We start from the raw sequence: 20273 nt of genomic DNA on the forward strand, positions 1-20273 counted from the left end.
ATCAAACTCGCTTGACGATATGCCGGCCGAACAGACCAGCGGGTTTGACGACCAGGACGGAGATGATCAGCGCGAGCGCGATCGGGAGTTTCAGCTCATTGCCGACGCCGGGGATGTAGGTACCGGCGAGGTTCTCGAACACGCCGACCAGGAAGCCGCCGACCACGGCGCCGAACGGGCTCGACAGCCCGCCGAGCACCGCCGCGGCGAAGCCGTAGATCAGCACGCCGCCCATCATGTTCGGCTCGAGGAATACGACAGGCGCGATCAGCATGCCGGCGATCGAGCCGATCGCGGTCGCCATGCCCCAGCCGAGCGCGATCATCCAGCTCGTGTTGATGCCCACGAGGCGGGCCGATTCGGGCACCGACGCTGCGGCTCGCATCGCAAGGCCGATGCGCGTGTACTGGAAGAAGAAATAGAGCGCGAGCAGCAGCGCCACGGTGACGCCGATCATGCCGGCCTGGTGCGTCGAGATCAGCTGGCTGCCGAGGAACGGTGCGGAGCCGAACGGGGTCGGATATTGCTTGATCGTGAAGTCCCAGATCAGGCCCGCCGAGGAGTTGATGATCGCAAACAGCGCGATGAAGCCGGCGACGTTGGTGAGCACCGGCGCCTTGACGAGCGGCTTGAATAGGATGCGCTCGATCGCGATGCCGGCAACGAAAGAAAATGCCAGCGTGATCAGGAAGGCAGCCCAATAAGACACGCCCCACTGCATCAGCTGCCATGAGATGAAAGTCGAGAACATCGCCATCTCGCCTTGCGCGAAGTTGAGATGGTCGATGGCCTGGTAGATCATGACCACGGCGAGCGCCATGCAGGCATAGATCGCCCCCGTGGCGATGCCGGCCAGGACCTGGTTGGTGAACAGCTCCATTGTGCCGGCTCCCTCAGTAACCCAGATAGGATTTGCGGATTTCTTCGTTGTTCGCGATGTCCTTGGCCTTGCCCGACATCACGATGCGCCCGGTCTCGATCACATAGGCCTGGTCGGCGAGCTCGAGCGCGAGCTGGGCGTTCTGCTCGACCACCAGGATCGAGACCTTGTCCTCGCGGTTGATCTTGCCGAGGATGCCGAACAGGTCGCGCACCACCAGCGGCGCGAGGCCGAAGGAGGGCTCGTCGAGCAGCATCAGCCGCGGCCGCAGCATCAGCGCGCGGGCGACCGCGAGCATCTGCTGCTCGCCGCCGGAGAGTGTGCCGGCCTGCTGGGTATGGCGCTGCTTCAACACCGGGAAATGCGCGTACATGCGCTCGATGTCGGAGACGATGCCGGCGCGGTCCTTGCGGGTGATGGCCCCGAGCTGGAGGTTCTCTTCCACCGTCATGTTGGTGAAGGTGCCGCGGCCCTGCGGCACGTGGGCGATGCCGAACCGCACGATGCTCTCGGTCGAACGGTTGTTCAGCGGCTTGCCTTCGAACTCGACGCCGCCGGTGGAGCGCACCATGTTGCAGATCGCGCGCAGTGTGGTGGTCTTGCCGGCGCCGTTGGCGCCCAGCAGCGTCACGAGCGAGCCCTCGTTGAGCGAGAAGGAAAGGCCATGGAGCGCCTGGACCTGGCCGTAATAAGCGCGCAGGTCCTTGACGTTGAGCAGTGGCGTCATTGATCCTTGCTCCCGAGATAGGCCTTGATGACGTCCGGGTCCGCCTGCACCTGGGCGGGCGTGCCTTCCGCGAGCTTCTTGCCGAAATTCAGCGCGACGACATGGTCGGCGATCGACATCACGAGGCCCATGTGATGCTCGACCAGGAGCACGGTCATATGGCGCTCGTCGCGGATTTTGCGGATGAGATCGCCGAGCACATGAACTTCCTCGTGGTTGAGGCCGCCGGCGGGTTCGTCGAGCAGCAGGATCTTCGGATCGGCCGCCAGCGCACGCGCCAGCTCGACCCGCTTCTGCGTACCGAACGGTAGGCCGGACACGACGGTGTGGGCGACGTCCTCGAGGTCGAGGTAAGCAAGGATCTCGTGCACCTTCTTGTTGATGTTGGTCTCGCTGCGCCGGACCCAGGCAAGCTTCAGGGAGTCGCTGATAATGTCGCTCGAGGTCTTCGAATGGGCGCCGACGCGGACGTTGTCCATCACCGAAAGGTTGGGAAACAGCGCCACGTTCTGGAAGGTGCGGCCGATGCCGATCTCGGCGATCCGGTGCGGCGGCCGCGTCAGGATGCTCACGCCGTCCATCAAGATGTCGCCGGACGACGGCTGGTACAGCCGCGACAGGCAGTTGAAGAGCGTGGTCTTGCCGGCGCCGTTCGGGCCGATCAATCCGAGGATGGCTCCCTTGTGCATGTCGAAGGACACGCCGTTGAGCGCGACGATGCCGCCGAACACGACGCTGACGTCGCGAACCGCGAGCAGGGGCGATCTACCCTGCGCGAGCTGTGCCTGCGTCATCTCGTCTCGCTCACGTCGTTCAGTGAGCGATGGGGCGATGCGAGCCGCTCCCGATGATGACAAAGGCTATCTGAATCCCTCGGCCACACGCGCAACTTTTCCTCCTGATTTCAGCTTTTTGCTGATGTCTTTTTTTGAATGCGGCATCAGACCCCCGAGCGCCGCCTCGATGTTCCTTACCATCGCTAAGAGACGCGGTCCAATGTCGTTGATCAAACGCTCTTCCGTGAAACGGAATGCGGGCGCGCCGCAATTGAATGCGTAAGGCCCGGTTCCGTCGTTGAGCTTGAGCGCGACGCCGGCGGCGCCGATGTCGTCGTGCCAATCGCCGACCGAAATCGCAAAGCCGTATTTCGCGACCGTCTCGCCGGAACGTTCCAAGCCCTCGCGCATCTTCGGCCAGCGGCTGCCGTAATGTTCGCGCAGGATGCGCGACACTTCGGCGCGACCTTCGTCATCGAGTGCCCAGAAATAGGCGCGGCCCATCGCACTGGTTGCAATCGGCACGCGCGAGCCGACGTCAAGTTGAACACCGACGGTCTCGCTGCCGCGGCTCTGCCCGAAATAGATCATGCTGTGGCGGTCACGGCCGCCGACGGCGACGGCGCCGCCGGTCGCGCGCATCACCTCTTCGCGGAACGGCTCGGACAAATGCCGAACGCCCAGATTGGCCAGCGCCGCGTAGCCGAGCGACATCGCTGCCGGGGCGAGCTGGTACTTCTCGAAGCGAGGAACCGGCGTCAGATAGCCAAGCTTGGTCAGCGTGTAGGTCAGCCGCGACACGGTGGGCTTGGGCAGATTGGTGCGGGACGCAATCTCCTGATTGCCCAGCAGGCCGTCATTGGGTTGGAACGCGCGCAATACTTCCAGTCCGCGGGAAAGCGCGACGACGAAATTCCGATCGGTCGCGGTCTTCTTTCCTGTACGCTTCATCCCTGATCTGCTTCTTGCGCGGAGTCGTTGACAACGTCCGTGCTTCAAAATAACCCTGCCGTCAAGATGCGGAATTAAATTCCGCAATGCGAAATCGAATAAAAGTAAATCCCCACCAAGGAGGGACACCGTGAGCGAAGTGGTCAAGCTTGAGCGTCATGATGAAGTCGGGATCGTCACGGTCAACAGCCCGCCGGTCAATGCGCTGAGTGCCGCAGTCCGCGGCGGCATCCTCGAGTGCATCAAAGCCGCAATCGCCGATCCCGCCATCAAGGGCATCGTGCTGACCTGCGCCGGTCGCACCTTCATTGCCGGTGCCGACATCACCGAGTTCGGCAAGCCGCCGAAGCCGCCCGCGCTCAACGACGTGCTGTCCGAGATCGAAAACTCTCCCAAGCCGGTCGTTGCCGCGATCCACGGCACCGCGCTCGGCGGCGGCCTCGAGGTCGCGCTGGCCTGCCATTTCCGCGTCGCGGTGAAAGAGGCCAAGCTCGGCCTGCCCGAGGTGAAGCTCGGACTTCTGCCCGGCGCCGGTGGCACCCAGCGCCTGCCCCGTGCGGTGGGCCCGGAGCTTGCGGTCAAGATGATCGTCGGCGGCGACCCGATCGGGGCGGCGGAGGCGCTGAAGAACGGCCTGATCGAGGAGATCGTCGAGGGCCCGGCCTCCGGCGGCGAGGCCTTCGTGCGCAAGCTGCTCGCGGAGAAGCGCCCGCTGCGCCGCCTGCGCGACGACGATTCCAAGCTCGCAGCCGCCAAGGCCGACCGCTCGATCTTTACCAATGCGGTCGCCGCCATGACCAAGAAGTCGCGCGGCCTCGAGGCGCCGTTCGCCGCCGCCGATGCCGTCGGCTACGCCATCGACCTGCCGTTCGACGAAGGCCTGAAGAAGGAGCGCGAGGGCTTCCTCAAGCTCGTCGCCAGCGACCAGTCCAAGGCGCAGCGCTACGCCTTCTTCGCCGAGCGCGAGGCCAACAAGATCGCCGGCGTTCCTGAAGGCACCAAGCCGCGGCCGGTGAACCGCGTCGCCATTCTCGGCGCCGGCACCATGGGCGGCGGCATCGCGATGTCCTTCGCCAATGCCGGCATTCCCGTCACCCTGATCGAGACCGGCGAGGAGCAGCTCAAGCGCGGCATGGGCGTGATGCAGAAGAACTGGGAAGCGACCGCCGCGCGCGGCGGCATCCCGGCCGATGCGCCCGCCAAGCGCATGGCGCTGATCAACGGCGTCGTCGGCATCGAGAATGTCGGCGATGCCGATCTCGTCATCGAGGCCGTGTTCGAGACCATGGCGGTCAAGAAGGAGGTGTTCGGCAAGCTCGACCAGTACGCCAAGCCGGGCGCCGTGCTCGCCTCCAACACCTCGTATCTCAATATCGACGAGATCGCGAAGTCGACCAAGCGTCCGCAGGACGTGCTCGGCATGCACTTCTTCTCGCCGGCGAACGTCATGAAGCTGTGCGAGATCGTGCGCGCCGACAAGACCGCGCCGGATGCGCTGGTGACTGCGGTGACCATCGCGCGAAAAATCGCGAAGGTGCCGGCCGTGGTCGGCGTCTGCGATGGCTTCGTCGGCAACCGCATGCTGGCCCAGCGCGGCAAGCAGTCGGAAAAGCTGCTGTTCGAGGGCGCGCTGCCGCAGCAGGTCGATGCCGTCGTCACCAAGTTCGGCATGCCGATGGGGCCGTTCGCGATGAGCGATCTCGCCGGCCTCGATATCGGCTGGCGCTCGCGGAAAGATCGCGGCATCAAGTCGGAGATCGCGGACGCGCTGTGCGAGGCCGGCCGCTTCGGCCAGAAGACCGGCAAGGGCTATTACAAGTACGAGCAGGGTTCTCGTGCGCCGCTGCCCGACCCTGATGTCGAGAAGCTGATTGACGAGACCTTGCTGCGTCTCGGCCGCAAGAAGCGCATCGTCAGCGACGAGGAGATCCTCGAGCGCATGATGTATCCGATGATCAACGAGGGCGCGAAGATCCTGGAAGAGGGTATCGCCGCGCGTCCCAGCGACATCGACGTGGTCTGGCTCTACGGCTATGGCTGGCCGATCTACCGTGGCGGCCCGATGTTCTGGGCCGACAGCGTCGGCCTCAAGCACATCGCCGATCGTCTGGCCTTCTACGCTAAGGAGACCAACGATCCGAGCCTCGAGCCCGCCCCGCTGCTGAAGAAGCTCGCCGCGGAGGGCAAGACGTTCGCCTCGCTGGCTGCGGAGTCGAAAGCAGCGTGATCGGGGCTTCGTCCCAACCTTCGTCATTCCGGGATGCGCCGCAAGGCGCAGGCCCGGAATCCATAACCCCAGCTGGTGGTTATGGATTCCGGGCTCGCGACTTCGTCGCGCCCCGGAATGACGGTCTGTGTTAGTTGTTCGCTCGAGCAATCAGGAAAATGACCCATCCCGGCGAACAGTTTTATCCCGAGGGCGTGCGGTGGGACGACACCATCGTCCAGGGCACGCTGCCGGACCTTCTCGCCAAGGCCGCCGCCGATTACGGCCCGCGCACCGCGCTGGAATTCCGCGACCGGCCGATCAGCTACACCGAGCTCGCAAGCTTGGCCGATCGCGCCGCCGCGGCGTTCCTGCGCGCTGGCATCGGCAGGAACAGCTCGGTCGCGCTGTTCCTCGGCAACACGCCCGATCATCCCGTCAGCTTCTTCGGCGCGCTGAAGGCCGGGGGCCGCGTCGCGCATCTGTCGCCGCTCGACGGCGAGATCGCGCTGACGCACAAGATCACCGATTCCGGCTCGCGCCTGCTCGTCACCTCCAACCTCCAGGCCCTGCTGCCGACCGCGCTGAAATTCCTGGAGAAGGGCCTGATCGACAAGCTCGTCGTCTGCGAGGACGATCATTGGGGCAAGGTCGGCACGCCGCAGGCGGCAATCCCCGACGATCCCCGCATCGTCACCTTCGCGGCTTTCGTCGAGGGCGCCGCCGCGCCGGCGCAATGGCCTGTCGTCGCGGCCGACGACGTCGCGCTGCTGCAATATACCGGCGGCACCACCGGCCTGCCGAAGGGCGCGATGCTCACGCACGGCAATCTCACCTCGGCGGTGTCGATCTACGACGTCTGGGGCAAGCCGGCCCGTGCCGCCCGCGGCGAGACAATCGAGCGCGTGATCTGCGTGCTGCCGCTGTTCCACATCTACGCGCTCACCGTGGTGCTGCTGTCCTCGCTCCGCCGCGGCAATCTGATCTCGCTGCATCAGCGCTTCGACGTCGAAGCCGTGATGCGCGACATCGAGGTCAAGCGTGCGACGTATTTCCCAGGCGTGCCGACGATGTGGATCGCGATCGCCGCGCTGCCCGATCTCGACAAACGCGATTTCTCCTCGCTGGTCACCATCGGCTCCGGCGGCGCGCCGCTGCCGGTGGAGATCGCCAGCTTCTTCGAGCGCAAAGTCGGCAAGAAGCTGAAGAGCGGCTGGGGCATGACCGAGACTTGCTCGCCCGGCACCGGCCATCCGCCCGAGGGCCCCGAGAAACCGGGCTCGATCGGCCTGACGCTGCCCGGCATCGAGCTCGACGTCGTCGCGCTCGACGATCCCAGACGCGTGCTGCCGCCGGGCGAAATCGGCGAGATCCGCATCAAGGGCCCGAACGTCACCAAGGGCTACTGGAACAAGCCGGAGGGATCGACCGAGGCCTTCGTCGATGGCCGCTTTCTCACCGGCGACATCGGCTATGTCGATGCCGACGGCTACTTCTTCCTGGTCGACCGCAAGAAGGACATGATCATCTCCGGCGGCTTCAACGTCTACCCGCAGATGATCGAGCAGGCGATCTACACCATTCCGGGCGTGCACGAGGTGATCGTGCTCGGCATTCCCGACCCCTATCGCGGCGAAGCCGCCAAGGCCTTCATCAAGTTGAGGCCCGAGGCAAAGCCGTTCACGCTCGACGAGCTGCGCGCGCAGCTTGCCGGCAAGCTCGGCAGGCACGAATTGCCGGCCGCGGTCGAGTTCGTCGACGACCTGCCGCGGACGCCGGTCGGGAAATTGTCGCGCCACGAATTGCGCCAGCAGCAGAAACCGCTATCCGGGATTCGCGCTGCTGATGCCCCCGCAATGACGAAAATGAAGTAACGTTTCACAGGAGGATCCAATGGATCTCGCATTCACTAGAGAAGAGCAGGCGTTTCGCGACGAAGTGCGGCAGTTCTTCCGCGACAACGTGCCGCCGGATACGCGGCGCAAGCTGGTCGAGGGCCGCCACCTCTCCAAGGACGAGATGGTGACGTGGTGGCGCATCCTCAACAAGAAGGGCTGGGGCGTCAGCCATTGGCCGAAGGAATATGGCGGCACCGGCTGGACCTCGGTGCAGCACTACATCTTCAACGAGGAGCTGCAGTCCTATCCGGCGCCGCAGCCGCTCGCCTTCGGCGTTAGCATGGTCGGCCCCGTCATCTACACCTTCGGCAACGAGGAGCAGAAGAAGAAATACCTGCCGCGCATCGCAAATGTCGACGATTGGTGGTGCCAGGGCTTTTCGGAGCCCGGCTCCGGCTCCGACCTCGCCTCGCTCAAGACCAAGGCCGAGCGCCGTGGCGACAAATGGATCATCAACGGCCAGAAGACCTGGACCACGCTCGCCCAGCACGCCGACATGATCTTCTGCCTCTGTCGCACCGACAACAACGCCAAGAAGCAGATGGGCATCTCCTTCATCGTGTTCTCGATGAAGTCGAAGGGCGTCACCGTGCGCCCGATCCAGACCATCGACGGCGGCCGTGAGGTCAACGAGGTCTTCTTCGATGACGTCGAGGTTCCCTACGAGAACCTGATCGGCGAGGAGAACAAGGGTTGGGACTACGCCAAGTTCCTGCTCGGCAATGAGCGCACCGGCATCGCCCGCGTCGGCGTCTCCAAGGAGCGCATCCGCCGCATCAAGGATCTGGCCTCGAAGGTCGAATCCGCCGGCAAGCCGATCATCCAGGATCCCGCCTTCCGTGAGAAGCTGGCGGCCTGCGAGATTGAGCTGAAGGCGCTCGAGCTCACCCAGCTGCGCGTCGTCGCCGACGAAGGCAAGCACGGCAAGGGCAAGCCCAATCCGGCCTCGTCGGTGCTGAAGATCAAGGGCTCCGAGATCCAGCAGACCACCACCGAGCTGCTGATGGAAGTGATCGGCCCGTTCGCCGCGCCTTACGACGTGCACGGCGACGACGGCTCGAACGAAGCCATGGACTGGACCGCCCAGATCGCGCCGAGCTACTTCAACAACCGCAAGGTCTCGATCTACGGCGGCTCCAACGAGATCCAGCGCAACATCATCGCCAAGGCGGTGCTGGGGCTGTGATCTGCCACCTCTCCGCGACCGCGGGGAGGGCAATATTTCCACCGTCATTCCGGGGCGCGACGAAGTCGCGAACCCGGAATCCATCGGGCCCATACGCTGAGGCGAAATGGATTCCGGGCCTGGCCCTTCGGGCCATCCCGGAATGACGAAGTCAAATAAGTCCGGGTACGAGGAACCAAAGAAATGGATTTTGATCTGTCCGAGGAGCAGCGGCTTCTCAAGGAAAGCATCGACGGCCTGCTGACCGATTCCTACGATTTCGAGCAGCGCAAGAAGTACATGGCGGAGAAGGGCGGCTGGAGCAAAACGGTCTGGCTCAAGCTCGCCGAGCAGGGCCTGCTCGGTCTGCCCTTCGCAGAAGCCGATGGCGGCTTCGGCGCCGGCGGCGTCGAGACCATGATCGTGATGGAAGCGCTCGGCAAGGCGCTGGTGCTCGAGCCCTATCTGGCGACGGTGGTGATCGGCGGCGGCTTCCTGCGCCATGCCGGCACCGATGCGCAGAAGGCCGCGCACGTGCCCGGCATCATCGACGGCAGCAAGACGCTGGCCTTCGCCCAGCTCGAGAAGAACTCGCGCTACGATCTGTTCGACGTCGCCACGACTGCGAAGAAGAAGGGCGATGCCTACGTGATCGACGGCGAGAAGTTCGTCGTGCTGAACGGCGAGAATGCGGATACCCTGATCGTTACCGCGCGCACCAAGGGCGACCGCCGCGACAAGTCAGGCATCGGCGTGTTCCTGGTCCCGGCCAACGCCAAGGGCGTCGCGAAAAAGTCCTATCCGACCCAGGACGGCCTGCACGCCGCCGACATCACCTTCACCGGTGTCGAGGTCGGTCCCGACGCCGTGCTCGGCAATCCCGAGGATTCGCTCGCGCTGATCGAGCGCGTTGTCGATGAAGCCCGCGTCGCGCTCTGCGCCGAGGCGGTCGGCCTAATGGACGAATCGCTCAAGACCACGGTCGAGTACATCAAGACGCGCAAACAGTTTGGCGTCGCGATCGGCTCGTTCCAGTCGCTGCAGCACCGCGCCTCCGACATGTTCGTCGCCACCGAGCAGGCGCGCTCGATGTCGATGTTCGCGACCATGGCGAACGACTTCGAGGACGCCAAGGAGCGCAGCAACGCGATCGCCGCGGCCAAGGTGCAGATCGGCAAGTCGCTGAAGTTCGTCGGCCAGCAGTCGATCCAGCTTCACGGCGGCATCGGCATGACCGTGGAGGCCAAGATCGGCCACTACTTCAAGCGCCTCACCATGATCGAGAACACCTTTGGCGACACCGACTACCACCAGCGCCGCGTCGCGGATGCGGGCGGGTTGATCTGACCTGTCATCCCGGGGCGCGCGAAGCGCGAGCCCGGGATCCATCGGGCGGCAATACGTGCGGTGAAATGGATTCTCAGATGCGCAATTGCGCATCGTAGTTCGCGCTATGCGCGCCCCGGAATGACCAGGAGGAGGCAACAACAATGAAGAACACCCCGTTCGATCTCACCGGCAAGGTCGCCGTGGTCACCGGCTCCAGCCGCGGCATCGGCCGCTCCTCCGCCGAGTTGCTCGCCAAGTTAGGCGCCAAGGTGGTTGTCTCCTCGCGCAAGGCCGACGCTTGCAAGGAAGTCGCCGACGGCATCAATGCCGCTGGCGGCGATGCCATCGTCATCCCCTGCAACATCGCGCGCAAGAACGAGGTCGAGGCGCTGATCGCGGGCGCGACGAAGCATTGCGGCAAGATCGACATTCTCGTCTGCAACGCCGCGGTCAACCCGTATTACGGCCCGCTGCTCGACATATCGGATGAAGCCTTCGACAAGATCATGGGCTCGAACGTCAAGAGCAACATCTGGCTCTCCGCGCTGGCGATCCCGCAAATGGCCGAGCGCGGCGAGGGCTCGGTGATCATCATCTCCTCGATCGGGGGCCTGCGCGGCTCCACCGTGATTGGCGCCTACGGCATCTCCAAGGCCGCCGACTTCGCGCTGTGCCGTTCGCTCGCCGGCGAATGGGGTCCGAAAGGCGTCCGCGTCAACTGCATCGCGCCCGGCCTGGTCAAGACCGACTTCGCCCGCGCGCTCTGGGAAGACGAAGCCAATCTGAAGCGCCGCACCGCCACCACGCCGCTCCGCCGCATCGGCGAGCCCGACGAAATCGCCGGCGCCGTCGCCTACCTCGCCTCCGACGCCTCGAGCTTCATGACCGGCCAGACCATCGTCATCGACGGCGGCGTGACGACCGCGGCGGTGTAGGGTTCTTCCCCTCTCCCCTTGCGGGAGAGGGTGGATCGCCGCGAAGCGGCGAGACGGGCAAGGGGTCTCTATCCGCACGTGACCCTCTCTCGTAATACTCTTTGCCGACAGAATCCCTCATCCGGCGCTTCGCGCCACCTTCTCCCACAAGGAAGGGAAGGGCGCCGCGGCACCGCATCCAAACCTTGACCTTGCCGCCCTAATCCGCTCCCTTTGGCGCGACACAATGACCCCTCCAGGGAAGACGCCCAAAGAAAACGCCAAGGTAAGCCGCCATGTCTTTCGTCCTCGCCATCGACCAGGGCACCACCTCTTCGCGCGCGATCGTGTTTCGCGGCGATATTTCCATCGCGGCGAAGGCGCAGGCCGAGTTTCCGCAGCATTTTCCGGCCTCCGGCTGGGTCGAGCACGAGCCGGAGGACATCTGGACCTCGACCGTGATGGTCTGCCGCGAAGCGATCGAGCATGCCGGGATCACCGCAAAGGACATCGCCGCGATCGGCATCACCAACCAGCGCGAGACCACCGTGGTGTGGGACCGCGCCACCGGCCAGGCCGTGCACCGCGCCATTGTCTGGCAGGACCGCCGCACCGCCGACATCTGCGCCAAGCTCAAGGCAGAAGGCCGCGAGCCCGTGATCTCTGAGAAGACCGGCCTGATCATCGATCCCTATTTCTCCGGAACCAAAGTCGCCTGGATCCTCGATCACGTCCCCGGTGCCCGCGCCCGCGCCGCGCGCGGCGAACTGATGTTCGGCACCATCGATTGCTATCTGCTCTGGCGCCTCACCGGCGGCAAGGTGCACGCCACCGACGCCACCAACGCCTCGCGCACGCTGCTGTTCAACATCCACACCGGCGCGTGGGACGACGAGCTCCTGGAGATCATCGGCGTGCCACGCTCGATGCTGCCCGAGGTGAAGGATTCCTCCGCCCGCTTCGGCGAGAGCACGCCGGACCTGTTCGGCGGCCCCATCGTCATCGCCGGCATCGCCGGCGACCAGCAGGCCGCCACCATCGGCCAGGCCTGCTTCCGCCCGGGCATGATGAAGTCGACCTACGGCACCGGTTGTTTCGCGCTGCTCAACACCGGCACCACGCCCGTCGTCTCCAAGAACAAGCTGCTCACCACCGTCGCCTATCAGCTCGATGGCAAACGCACCTACGCGCTGGAAGGCTCGATCTTCGTCGCCGGCTCCGCCGTGCAATGGCTGCGCGACGGCCTCGGCATCATCAAGCATGCCGCCGAAACCGGACCGCTTGCCGATCAGTCGGACTCCATGCAGAGCGTCTACCTGGTCCCCGCCTTCGTCGGCATGGGCGCGCCCTATTGGAATCCGCGCGTCCGCGGCGCGCTGTTCGGCCTCACCCGCAACACCGGCCCCGCCGAGCTCGCCCATGCCGCGCTGGAAAGCGTCTGCTACCAGACCTTCGATCTCTGGGCCGCAATGCGCGCGGACTGGCCGAGTTCGGAAACCGCAAGCGTCGTGCTCCGCGTCGACGGGGGCATGACCGCCTCCGACTGGACCATGCAGCGCCTCGCCGATCTCCTGGATGCCCCGGTCGACCGCCCCGTGATCCAGGAGACCACCGCGCTGGGCGCCGCCTATCTCGCCGGCCTCCAGGCGGGCGTCTATCCCGAGCCGACCAAATTCGCCGACAATTGGCGTCTGGAGCACCGCTTCAAGCCGAACATGAGCCAGGCCACGCGCGAGCGGAAGCTCGCGGGCTGGGCGAGGGCGGTGAAGGGCGTGCTGGCGAGCGACGAGGGGGAGGGGTAGCGGCAAATGTCGTAGCCCGGATGGAGCGCAGCGTAATCCGGGTCCGCTGTCGATGGTGGCACAAATCCCGGATTGCGCTGCGCTCCATCCGGGCTACACCACCGCCTCTACACCGTCATTGCGAGGAGCCCTTGCGACGAAGCAATCCAGGCTGCCTCCCCGGAAAGATTCTGGATTGCTTCGCTGCGCTCGCAATGACGAAGTGCGGGGCCGCTGCTGTTCCTCAAATCGGCATAGCCTCTAACAAAAGAAGAAACCAAGCATGATCGTCCCCGACGGCTATTCCGACGTCCCCAACGGCAAGATCGCCGCAATCGTCACCCATCTGGAGATGACTGCACCGCCCGCGCGCCGCGATGATCCGCCCGGCGCCTGGACCTTGCGCAAGGTCGATGCTCCCGCGCTTCCTTGGTATCGCGATCTCTTCCGCCGCGTCGGCGAGGGCTGGCTGTGGTTCTCGCGCGCGCGCATGACCGACGCCGAGCTCGCCGCGATCATCCATGCGCCTGGAATCGAGGTCTATGCCCTCGTCCTCGACGGCCGAGACGAAGGCCTGCTCGAGCTCGACTTCCGCGAGCCCGGCCAGTGCGAACTGACCTATTTCGGCGTCACCGCTGGCCTCATCGGCACCGGCGCCGCCCGCTTCCTGATGAACCGCTCGCTGGAGCGCGCCTGGTCGCGCGACGTCCGCCGCGTCTGGGTCCACACCTGCACGCTCGACCATCCCTCCGCCGTCGCGTTCTATCAACGCTCCGGCTTCCGCGCGTTTCGCCGCCAGATCGAAGTGGCGGATGATCCGCGGCTTGATGGCACGGCGCCGCGCGATGCAGCGCCGCATGTGCCGATCATCGAATAGTGCGCGACTGCCTCCTCGCCGTCATTGCGAGGAGCCCTTGCGACGAAGCAATCCAGAGTGTCCGCACGGAGAGATTCTGGATTGCTTCGCTGCGCTCGCAATGACGGGAGTCTGCGCTGCCGTTCTACGATCTCAAAACACCTCCTGCTTCCCCCGCGCCAGCGAAAACCCCCGCTGCATCGCATTGAAGCACGTCAACCCCATCTGCTCCGACCGGCAGGTGAATCCCCCGCGCTGCCACACCTCGCCGTAGGCCAGCACCGGCAGCGAAGGGTCCATCACGGTGTCGCCGGCGCAAATGCGGCCAGCGGCGCCCTTCGCGCTCATCTCGAAGGCGTGGCCCCAGTCGAGCTCGCAATCGGCGGGCCGGCGCGGGCGCGCGTCCATGTTCATGATGTCGCAGCGGAGGACGCCCTGACCGTTGTCGGTGAAGAACTGGCAGGCGATGTTCTTCGACGGTGTCAGAAAGCCGATCGGGCGCTCCTGGGATTGGGCGGCGCCGATCATCGGCAGCAGGATCGCCATCAGGATCAGTCCGCGCCGTGCCGTCATGTCATTCCCGCTCAGCTCTCGAAATTCACCGCCGTCGTGTTTGCCCCGCAGACCAGAACTGCGACGCGCTCGGTAGGTGAGGGACGATAGCGGCCGGAGAGCACCGCGGCAAATGCAGCTGCGCCGCCGGGCTCGGCCACGAGGCGCAAGTGCGACCACAGCGCGGCCTGGGCCTGCCGGATCGCATCGTCGCTGACCAGAACGACGCGCTCGACATGGGCCCGCGCGACCGGAAACATCAGCTCGCCGACGCGCCGCGGCGCCAGGCTGTCGGCGGCGATGCCACCGGCCGGCGCATCGACCGGCGCGCCCGCCTCGAACGCTTTGTGAAGGGTCGGCGATTGCTCCGGCTCGACCGCGACGATGCGTGTCCGGCCGCCGTACCACGCCGCAATGCCGCCGATCAGCCCGCCGCCGCCGACCGCCACCAGCAGCGTGTCGATGCCGGGCGCATCCTGCTCAAGCTCCAGCCCGACGCTGCCCTGGCCGAGCAGGGTTTCGGCTTGATCGTAGGCATGGACGGCCAGCGCGCCGGTCTGCGCGACATGCGCCTCGCTCGCGGCGAGCGCATCGGCGTAGCGGCTGCCGGCGATCACGAGCTTTGCGCCATAGGTCCTGATCCGCTCGGCCTTGGCCGGCGAGGTGATGTCGGGCACGAAGATCGTGGCGGGAATGCCGAGCCGATGCGCGGCATAGGCAACGGCGGCGCCGTGATTGCCGCCGGACGCGGCGACCACACCGGCCTGCGGCACCTGCCGCAGCAGCAGATTGGCGAAGGCGCCGCGCGCCTTGAACGATCCGGAATGCTGCAGCATCTCGAGCTTGAACGTGACCGGCGCGGCCGGCAGGCCGAAATCGGCGAGGTCGGCCTGAACAAGCGGCGTGCGCCTGATATGCGGACGGATGACCGGCTCGGTCGCCGCAATCCGCTCCCGTGTGATGTCCATTGTCGCTGTCATGATGCCGTCCAGGATAACCCAACTGAGAGTTGACATCAATTAGGTAATTAGCAAAATGGCTAAATGAAATTTGCCGTCGCCCTGCGCGCGCTCGCCAACGAACGTCGCCTGCAGATCCTGGAATGGCTGCGGGATCCGCGGAAGCATTTTCGCGAGCAGGAAGACGGCGACCTGGTCGAGGACGGTGTCTGCGGATTGCTGATCGCCGAAAAGCTCGGGGTCAGCGCGCCGACATTGAGCGAGCACATGCGGGTGCTGACGGCAGCCAAGCTGGTGCGCGCCAAGCGGATCAAGCAGTGGACGATGTACAAGCGCAACGAGACCGCCATTGCCGCGATCAAGCGCTCGATCCAGGACGGCCTCTGAGCGCAAGGCCATCGCGGGCGTCGTTGCGGCCGGCGCAATGCTCCCTTTCCGAGATATTTGTTGCGCCGCGCCGAGCTGGTCGTGGAGACTGATCGGCCCTGTCGTGTTCAATGATCGAGAAGAGCGAGAACCATGTTCCTGATCGGCCAATATGATTCCCCCTTCGTCCGCCGCGTCGCGATTGCGCTCCGGCTTTACGGGCTCGCCTTCGAGCACAGGCCATGGTCGACCTTCGGCGATGCCGACAAGATCGCGCCGTACAATCCGCTCCGCCGCGTGCCAACGCTGGTGCTCGACGACGGTGAGGCCCTGATCGAGAGCACGATCATCCTCGATTATCTCGATGACCTCGTCGGCGCGGACAAGGCCATGCTGCCGCGCGGCGGCACCGAGCGGCGCAAGCATTTGCGCATCTGCGCGCTCGCTTCCGGCCTCGGCGACAAGGCGGTGAGCCTGCTCTACGAGCGCGTGCTGCGGAAGGAGCAGCTCGCGCTGTGGGTCAAGCGTTGCCAGGCGCAGATCGCGGACGTGCTGAAAGTGCTCGAGGCCGAGCGCGCCAAGGTGACGACGCCGTATTGGCTGGGTGACCGCATCGGCCACGCAGACGTTGCCGTCGCCTGCGTCGTCCGCTTCACCCGCGAAGCGCATCCCGACCTGTTCGATGCCTCGCGCTATCCGGCGCTCGCGGCCCATAGCGAGCGTTGCGAGGCGCTGGCGCCGTTCAAGGAGATCGTGCAGCCGCTGTCCCCGCCGAAGGGGTGAAGCGCTCTGTCATTCCGGGGCGCGCGAAGCGCGAGCCCGGAATCCGTGCAGCGGATGATGTGGAGCAATGGATTCCGGGCTCGCGCCAAGAGGCGCGCCCCGGAATGACAGCGCGGGGCCTGGCGAGAGTATCGGACGGCCACCGCAGCCCGATGATGCCACAATACCCCTGTTTTGCCCGACGCCGCAACCGCGTTTTCGGCAAGTCAGAAAACGTCAAGCCTTTTCAACCCCATCGCTACTGTGCATGGGGTTGTTTTTCACGTTTGTGTTTCGGCGGCGTCTACCCCGCGCCGGCGCGCTTCTTCTGCCAGACCAAGTGCACCGCGCAGGTGCAGCCTGGCGGATGCGAGGCGAGGTCTTTCGGCATCTCGTCGTTCGCCGGCGTGGCGGCGAAGGTCTTGTCCTGCGACGGGATGTAGTTCAGCACCGGCGCGAGCCAGCGCTCGGCTTCCGCCACGCTCATGCCCTTGCGCGCCGCATAGTCCTCGACCTGGTCGCGCTCGATCTTGCCGACGCCGAAATAGTAGCTCTCGGGGCTGGCGAAATAGAGCCCGGAGACCGACGAGCCCGGCCACATCGCAAAGCTCTCGGTCAGCTTCACGCCAGCGGTCGCCTCCGCATCGAGCAGCTCGAACAGCGTCGCCTTCTCAGTGTGATCAGGCTGGGCGGGATAGCCAGGCGCGGGACGGATGCCCTGATATTTCTCCAGGATCAGCTCCTCGTTCGAGAGCGTCTCGTCCGGCGCATAGGCCCAGAACTCGCGGCGGACGCGGGCATGCATGCGTTCGGCGAAGGCCTCGGCGAGGCGGTCGGCCAGCGCCTTGCACAGGATCGAGGAATAGTCGTCGTTCGCCATCTTGAAGCGGTCGGCGACCGCGTCTTCGCCGATCCCTGCGGTGACGACGAAGCCGCCGATGTAATCGGGCACGCCGGCAGGCGCGATGAAGTCGGAGAGCGCAGCGTTGAAGCGGCCCTCGCGCTTCTCCAGTTGCTGACGCAGCGTATGCAGCGTCGCGATGCTCTTGGTCCTGTTATCGTCGGCATAGAGCACGATGTCGTCACCTTGCGCGTTCGCCGGCCAGAAGCCGATCGTCGCGCGCGCCCGGAACCACTTCTCCTTGACGATGGTGTCGAGCATCTTGCGCGCATCGTCATAGAGCGAGCGCGCGACCTCGCCGACCTTGGAATCGTCGAGGATGGCGGGGAAGCGTCCGGCGAGCTCCCAGGTCTGGAAGAACGGCGTCCAGTCGATGCAGTCGACGAGCTCGGCGAGATCGTAATCGTCGAAGCTCTTGATGCCGAGGAAGGTCGGCTTCACGGGCTTGCTCTTGGCAAAATCGACTGGCACGCGGTTGGCACGCGCGTCAGCCAGCTTCAGCCGCTTCTTGTCGGCCTGTGCGCGCAGATGCGCCTCCGAGATCTTGGCGTATTCGGCCCGCACCTCGGCCGCATAGGCCTCGCGCTTCTCCGGCGAGAGCAGCGCGGAGGCGACGCCGACCGCGCGGCTGGCGTCGTTGACATGCACGACGGGACCGGCGCGATAGCTCGGGTCGATCTTGACGGCCGTATGCACGCGGCTGGTGGTGGCGCCGCCGATCAAGAGCGGCAGCCTCAAGCCTTCGCGCTGCAACTCGCCGGCGAAGAACGCCATCTCGTCGAGCGAGGGCGTGATCAGGCCGGACAGGCCGACGATGTCGGCCTTCTCGGCCTTCACGGTCTCGACGATCTTCGCCGCCGGCACCATCACGCCGAGATCGATCACCTCGAAATTGTTGCACTGGAGCACGATGCCGACGATGTTCTTGCCGATGTCGTGGACGTCGCCCTTGACCGTCGCGAGCACGATCTTGCCGGCGGACGAGGAGCCTTCGGTACCGATGCCGCTCGCAAGGTTGCGCGCCTTCTCCTCCTCCATGAACGGCATGAGGTAAGCGACGGCCTGCTTCATGACGCGGGCAGACTTCACCACCTGCGGCAAAAACATCTTGCCGTCGCCGAAGAGGTCGCCGACCACGTTCATCCCGGCCATCAGCGGGCCCTCGATGACGTCGAGCGGGCGCGAGGATTTCTTGCGGGCTTCTTCAGTGTCCTGCTCGATGAACTCGGTGATGCCATGCACCAGCGAATGCGACAGCCGCTTCTCCACCGGCCATTCGCGCCAGGCGAGATCGGCTTCCTTGCCTTCGGTCTTCTTGCCGCGGAATTTCTCGGCGAGCGCCAGCAGCCGCTCGGAGGCGCCCGCGTCACGGTTGAGGACGACGTCCTCGCACACTTGCCGCAGCTCCGGGTCGATGTCGTCATAAACGATCATCTGTCCGGCATTGACGATGCCCATGTCCATGCCGGCCTTGATGGCGTGATACAGGAACACCGAGTGCATCGCCTCGCGCACCGGTTCGTTGCCGCGGAACGAGAACGACAAATTGGAGACGCCGCCCGAGACATGCGCGCCCGGCAGGCTCTGGCGGATCCAGCGCGTCGCCTCGATGAAGTCGACGCCGTAATTGTTGTGCTCCTCGATGCCGGTCGCGATCGCGAAGATGTTCGGATCGAAGATGATGTCCTCAGGCGGGAAGTCGACCTTGTTCACCAGGATGTCGTAGGCGCGCTTGCAGATCTCGGTCTTGCGCGCGAACGTGTCGGCCTGGCCGACCTCGTCGAATGCCATCACGACAACGGCCGCGCCGTGGCGGCGGGCGATCTTGGCCTCAAGGATGAACTTCTCCTCGCCTTCCTTCATCGAGATCGAGTTGACGACCGGCTTGCCTTGCACGCATTTCAGGCCGGCCTCGATCACCGAGAATTTCGAGGAATCGACCATGACAGGCACGCGCGCGATGTCGGGCTCGGCGGCGAGGAGATTGAGGAACGTCACCATCGCCGCTTCGGAATCGAGCAGGCCCTCGTCCATGTTGACGTCGATGATCTGGGCGCCGTTCTCGACCTGATCGCGCGCGACCTGGAGCGCGGCGGTGTAGTCGCCAGCGGTGATCAGCTTGCGGAAGCGCGCCGAGCCCGTGACGTTGGTGCGCTCGCCGACATTGACGAACGGAATCGCGTCCGTCAGAATGAACGGCTCGAGGCCGGAGAGCCGCAGGCGCGGGGTGATCTCCGGCACGATGCGCGGCTTGTGCGGGGCCACTGCCGCAGCAATCGCCGCGATATGGTCCGGGGTCGTACCGCAGCAGCCGCCGACGATGTTGACGAGGCCGTCGCGCGCGAACTCGCCGATCAGCCGCGCCATGTATTCCGGCGTTTCGTCATACTGGCCGAACTCGTTCGGCAGCCCGGCATTGGGATAGGCGCAGACCAGCGTGTCGGCGACGCGGCCGATATCGGCGATATGCGCGCGCAGGTCTTCGGCGCCGAGCGCGCAGTTGAAGCCGATGGTGACGGGCTTGGCGTGCCGCACCGAATTCCAGAACGCTTCCGGCATTTGGCCCGACAGCAGGCGGCCGGATTTGTCGGTGATGGTGCCCGACACCATCACGGGCACGTCGAAGCCGAGCTCTTCGGTGATCTCGGCGATCGCATAGAGCGCCGCCTTGGCGTTGAGCGTGTCGAAGATGGTCTCGACCAGCAAGAGGTCGACGCCGCCGTCGATCAGGCCGCGGATCTGCTCGCCATAGGATTTGCGCAGATCGTCGAAGGTGACGGCGCGGTAGCCGGGATTGGAAACGTCGGGCGAGATCGAGGCCGTGCGGTTGGTGGGGCCGATGGCGCCGGCGACGAAGCGCGGCTTGCCGTCCTCGGCTTCGACGCGCCGTGCGGCATTGCCGGCGAGGCGGGCGCCTTCACGCGCCACCTCGTAGACGATGTCGGTGAGGTCGTAATCGGCCTGCGCGATCGAGGTCGTCGAGAACGTGTTGGTCGCGACGATGTCGGCGCCGGCGCGCAAATAGGCGGCGTGGATGTCCTCGATCGCCTGCGGCTGGGTCAGGATCAACAAATCGTTGTTGCCGCGCAGGTCGCGATGGAAGTTCTTGAAGCGCTCGCCGCGGAAGGCTTTCTCGTCGAGCTGCAGGTTCTGGATCATCGTGCCCATGGCGCCGTCGAGCACCAGGATGCGCTCGCGCGCGGCGTCGAGCAGGGCAGTTCGCTTCGGAGAGATGGTCACGGTCATTTCT

General features: G+C 65.2%; 16 protein-coding genes. 9 read left to right on the top strand and 7 right to left on the bottom strand.

The genetic code is table 11. From position 1 onward, the window contains the following. Position 1: 1 nt before the first annotated feature. The 4 genes from I6F33_RS03015 to I6F33_RS03030 form a co-directional block, all read right to left on the bottom strand. Positions 2-880: a branched-chain amino acid ABC transporter permease gene (locus I6F33_RS03015; RefSeq protein WP_035997949.1), complete on the bottom strand. Its 879-nt coding sequence runs from the start codon at positions 878-880 to the stop codon at positions 2-4. Positions 881-893: 13 nt separating this feature from the next. Further along, positions 894-1607, bottom strand: a complete 714-nt coding sequence (locus I6F33_RS03020) for an ABC transporter ATP-binding protein (protein WP_035997952.1) — start codon at positions 1605-1607, stop codon at positions 894-896. Then, complete coding sequence (locus tag I6F33_RS03025) at positions 1604-2401, bottom strand: ABC transporter ATP-binding protein (protein ID WP_225141032.1); 798 nt, start codon at positions 2399-2401, stop codon at positions 1604-1606. The genes I6F33_RS03020 and I6F33_RS03025 overlap by 4 nt, the downstream gene beginning before the upstream one ends. 66 nt (positions 2402-2467) lie before the next feature. Beyond that, positions 2468-3334 (bottom strand): IclR family transcriptional regulator, encoded by an 867-nt coding sequence (locus I6F33_RS03030; protein ID WP_035997958.1) that lies wholly within the window; start codon positions 3332-3334, stop codon positions 2468-2470. A gap of 130 nt (positions 3335-3464) precedes the next feature. Here I6F33_RS03030 and I6F33_RS03035 point away from each other — a divergent pair, with 130 nt between their 5' ends. From I6F33_RS03035 to I6F33_RS03065, 7 genes are all read left to right on the top strand, one after another. Next, positions 3465-5561 carry a 3-hydroxyacyl-CoA dehydrogenase NAD-binding domain-containing protein gene (locus tag I6F33_RS03035; RefSeq protein ID WP_225141034.1) on the top strand — a complete coding sequence of 699 codons (2097 nt, stop codon included), beginning with the start codon at positions 3465-3467 and terminating at the stop codon, positions 5559-5561. Positions 5562-5719: 158 nt separating this feature from the next. Beyond that, on the top strand, positions 5720-7414 hold the full coding sequence (gene pimA / locus I6F33_RS03040) for a dicarboxylate--CoA ligase PimA (RefSeq protein WP_225141036.1): 1695 nt from the start codon (positions 5720-5722) through the stop codon (positions 7412-7414). Between the two features lie 19 nt (positions 7415-7433). Beyond that, positions 7434-8624: a pimeloyl-CoA dehydrogenase large subunit gene (gene pimC / locus I6F33_RS03045; RefSeq protein ID WP_035997966.1), complete on the top strand. Its 1191-nt coding sequence runs from the start codon at positions 7434-7436 to the stop codon at positions 8622-8624. Positions 8625-8807: 183 nt separating this feature from the next. Beyond that, positions 8808-9950, top strand: a complete 1143-nt coding sequence (pimD, locus tag I6F33_RS03050) for a pimeloyl-CoA dehydrogenase small subunit (RefSeq protein ID WP_225141038.1) — start codon at positions 8808-8810, stop codon at positions 9948-9950. Between the two features lie 143 nt (positions 9951-10093). Next, complete coding sequence (locus I6F33_RS03055; RefSeq protein WP_225141039.1) at positions 10094-10867, top strand: SDR family NAD(P)-dependent oxidoreductase; 774 nt, start codon at positions 10094-10096, stop codon at positions 10865-10867. A gap of 275 nt (positions 10868-11142) precedes the next feature. Next, the gene (gene glpK, locus I6F33_RS03060; protein WP_035997987.1) at positions 11143-12648 is read left to right on the top strand and encodes a glycerol kinase GlpK; all 1506 of its coding nucleotides are present in this window, start codon (positions 11143-11145) and stop codon (positions 12646-12648) included. 262 nt (positions 12649-12910) lie between these two features. Next, complete coding sequence (locus I6F33_RS03065; protein WP_225141041.1) at positions 12911-13504, top strand: N-acetyltransferase; 594 nt, start codon at positions 12911-12913, stop codon at positions 13502-13504. 132 nt (positions 13505-13636) lie between these two features. On the opposite strand, the gene I6F33_RS03070 is transcribed toward I6F33_RS03065, so the two are convergent. Both I6F33_RS03070 and I6F33_RS03075 read right to left on the bottom strand, forming a co-directional pair. Beyond that, the gene (locus tag I6F33_RS03070) at positions 13637-14029 is read right to left on the bottom strand and encodes a DUF6636 domain-containing protein (RefSeq protein WP_225141043.1); all 393 of its coding nucleotides are present in this window, start codon (positions 14027-14029) and stop codon (positions 13637-13639) included. A gap of 38 nt (positions 14030-14067) precedes the next feature. After that, a complete protein-coding gene (locus tag I6F33_RS03075; protein ID WP_225141045.1) occupies positions 14068-15051 on the bottom strand; it encodes a threonine/serine dehydratase in 984 nt (327 codons plus the stop codon). Positions 15052-15078: 27 nt separating this feature from the next. On the opposite strand from I6F33_RS03075, the gene I6F33_RS03080 reads away from it, so the two are divergent. Further along, positions 15079-15381 (top strand): helix-turn-helix transcriptional regulator, encoded by a 303-nt coding sequence (locus I6F33_RS03080; protein WP_036021541.1) that lies wholly within the window; start codon positions 15079-15081, stop codon positions 15379-15381. A gap of 132 nt (positions 15382-15513) precedes the next feature. Beyond that, positions 15514-16143: a glutathione S-transferase family protein gene (locus I6F33_RS03085; RefSeq protein ID WP_225141047.1), complete on the top strand. Its 630-nt coding sequence runs from the start codon at positions 15514-15516 to the stop codon at positions 16141-16143. A 283-nt stretch (positions 16144-16426) separates the two neighbouring features. Here the strand turns inward: I6F33_RS03085 and metH are convergent, their stop codons facing one another. Beyond that, on the bottom strand, positions 16427-20269 hold the full coding sequence (gene metH / locus I6F33_RS03090) for a methionine synthase (protein ID WP_225141048.1): 3843 nt from the start codon (positions 20267-20269) through the stop codon (positions 16427-16429). Between the last annotated feature and the right edge of the window lie 4 nt (positions 20270-20273).

It is taken from the genome of Bradyrhizobium sp. BRP20 (assembly GCF_020194215.1).
In the GTDB taxonomy this organism is placed as follows: Bacteria; Pseudomonadota; Alphaproteobacteria; order Rhizobiales; family Xanthobacteraceae; genus Bradyrhizobium; species Bradyrhizobium yuanmingense.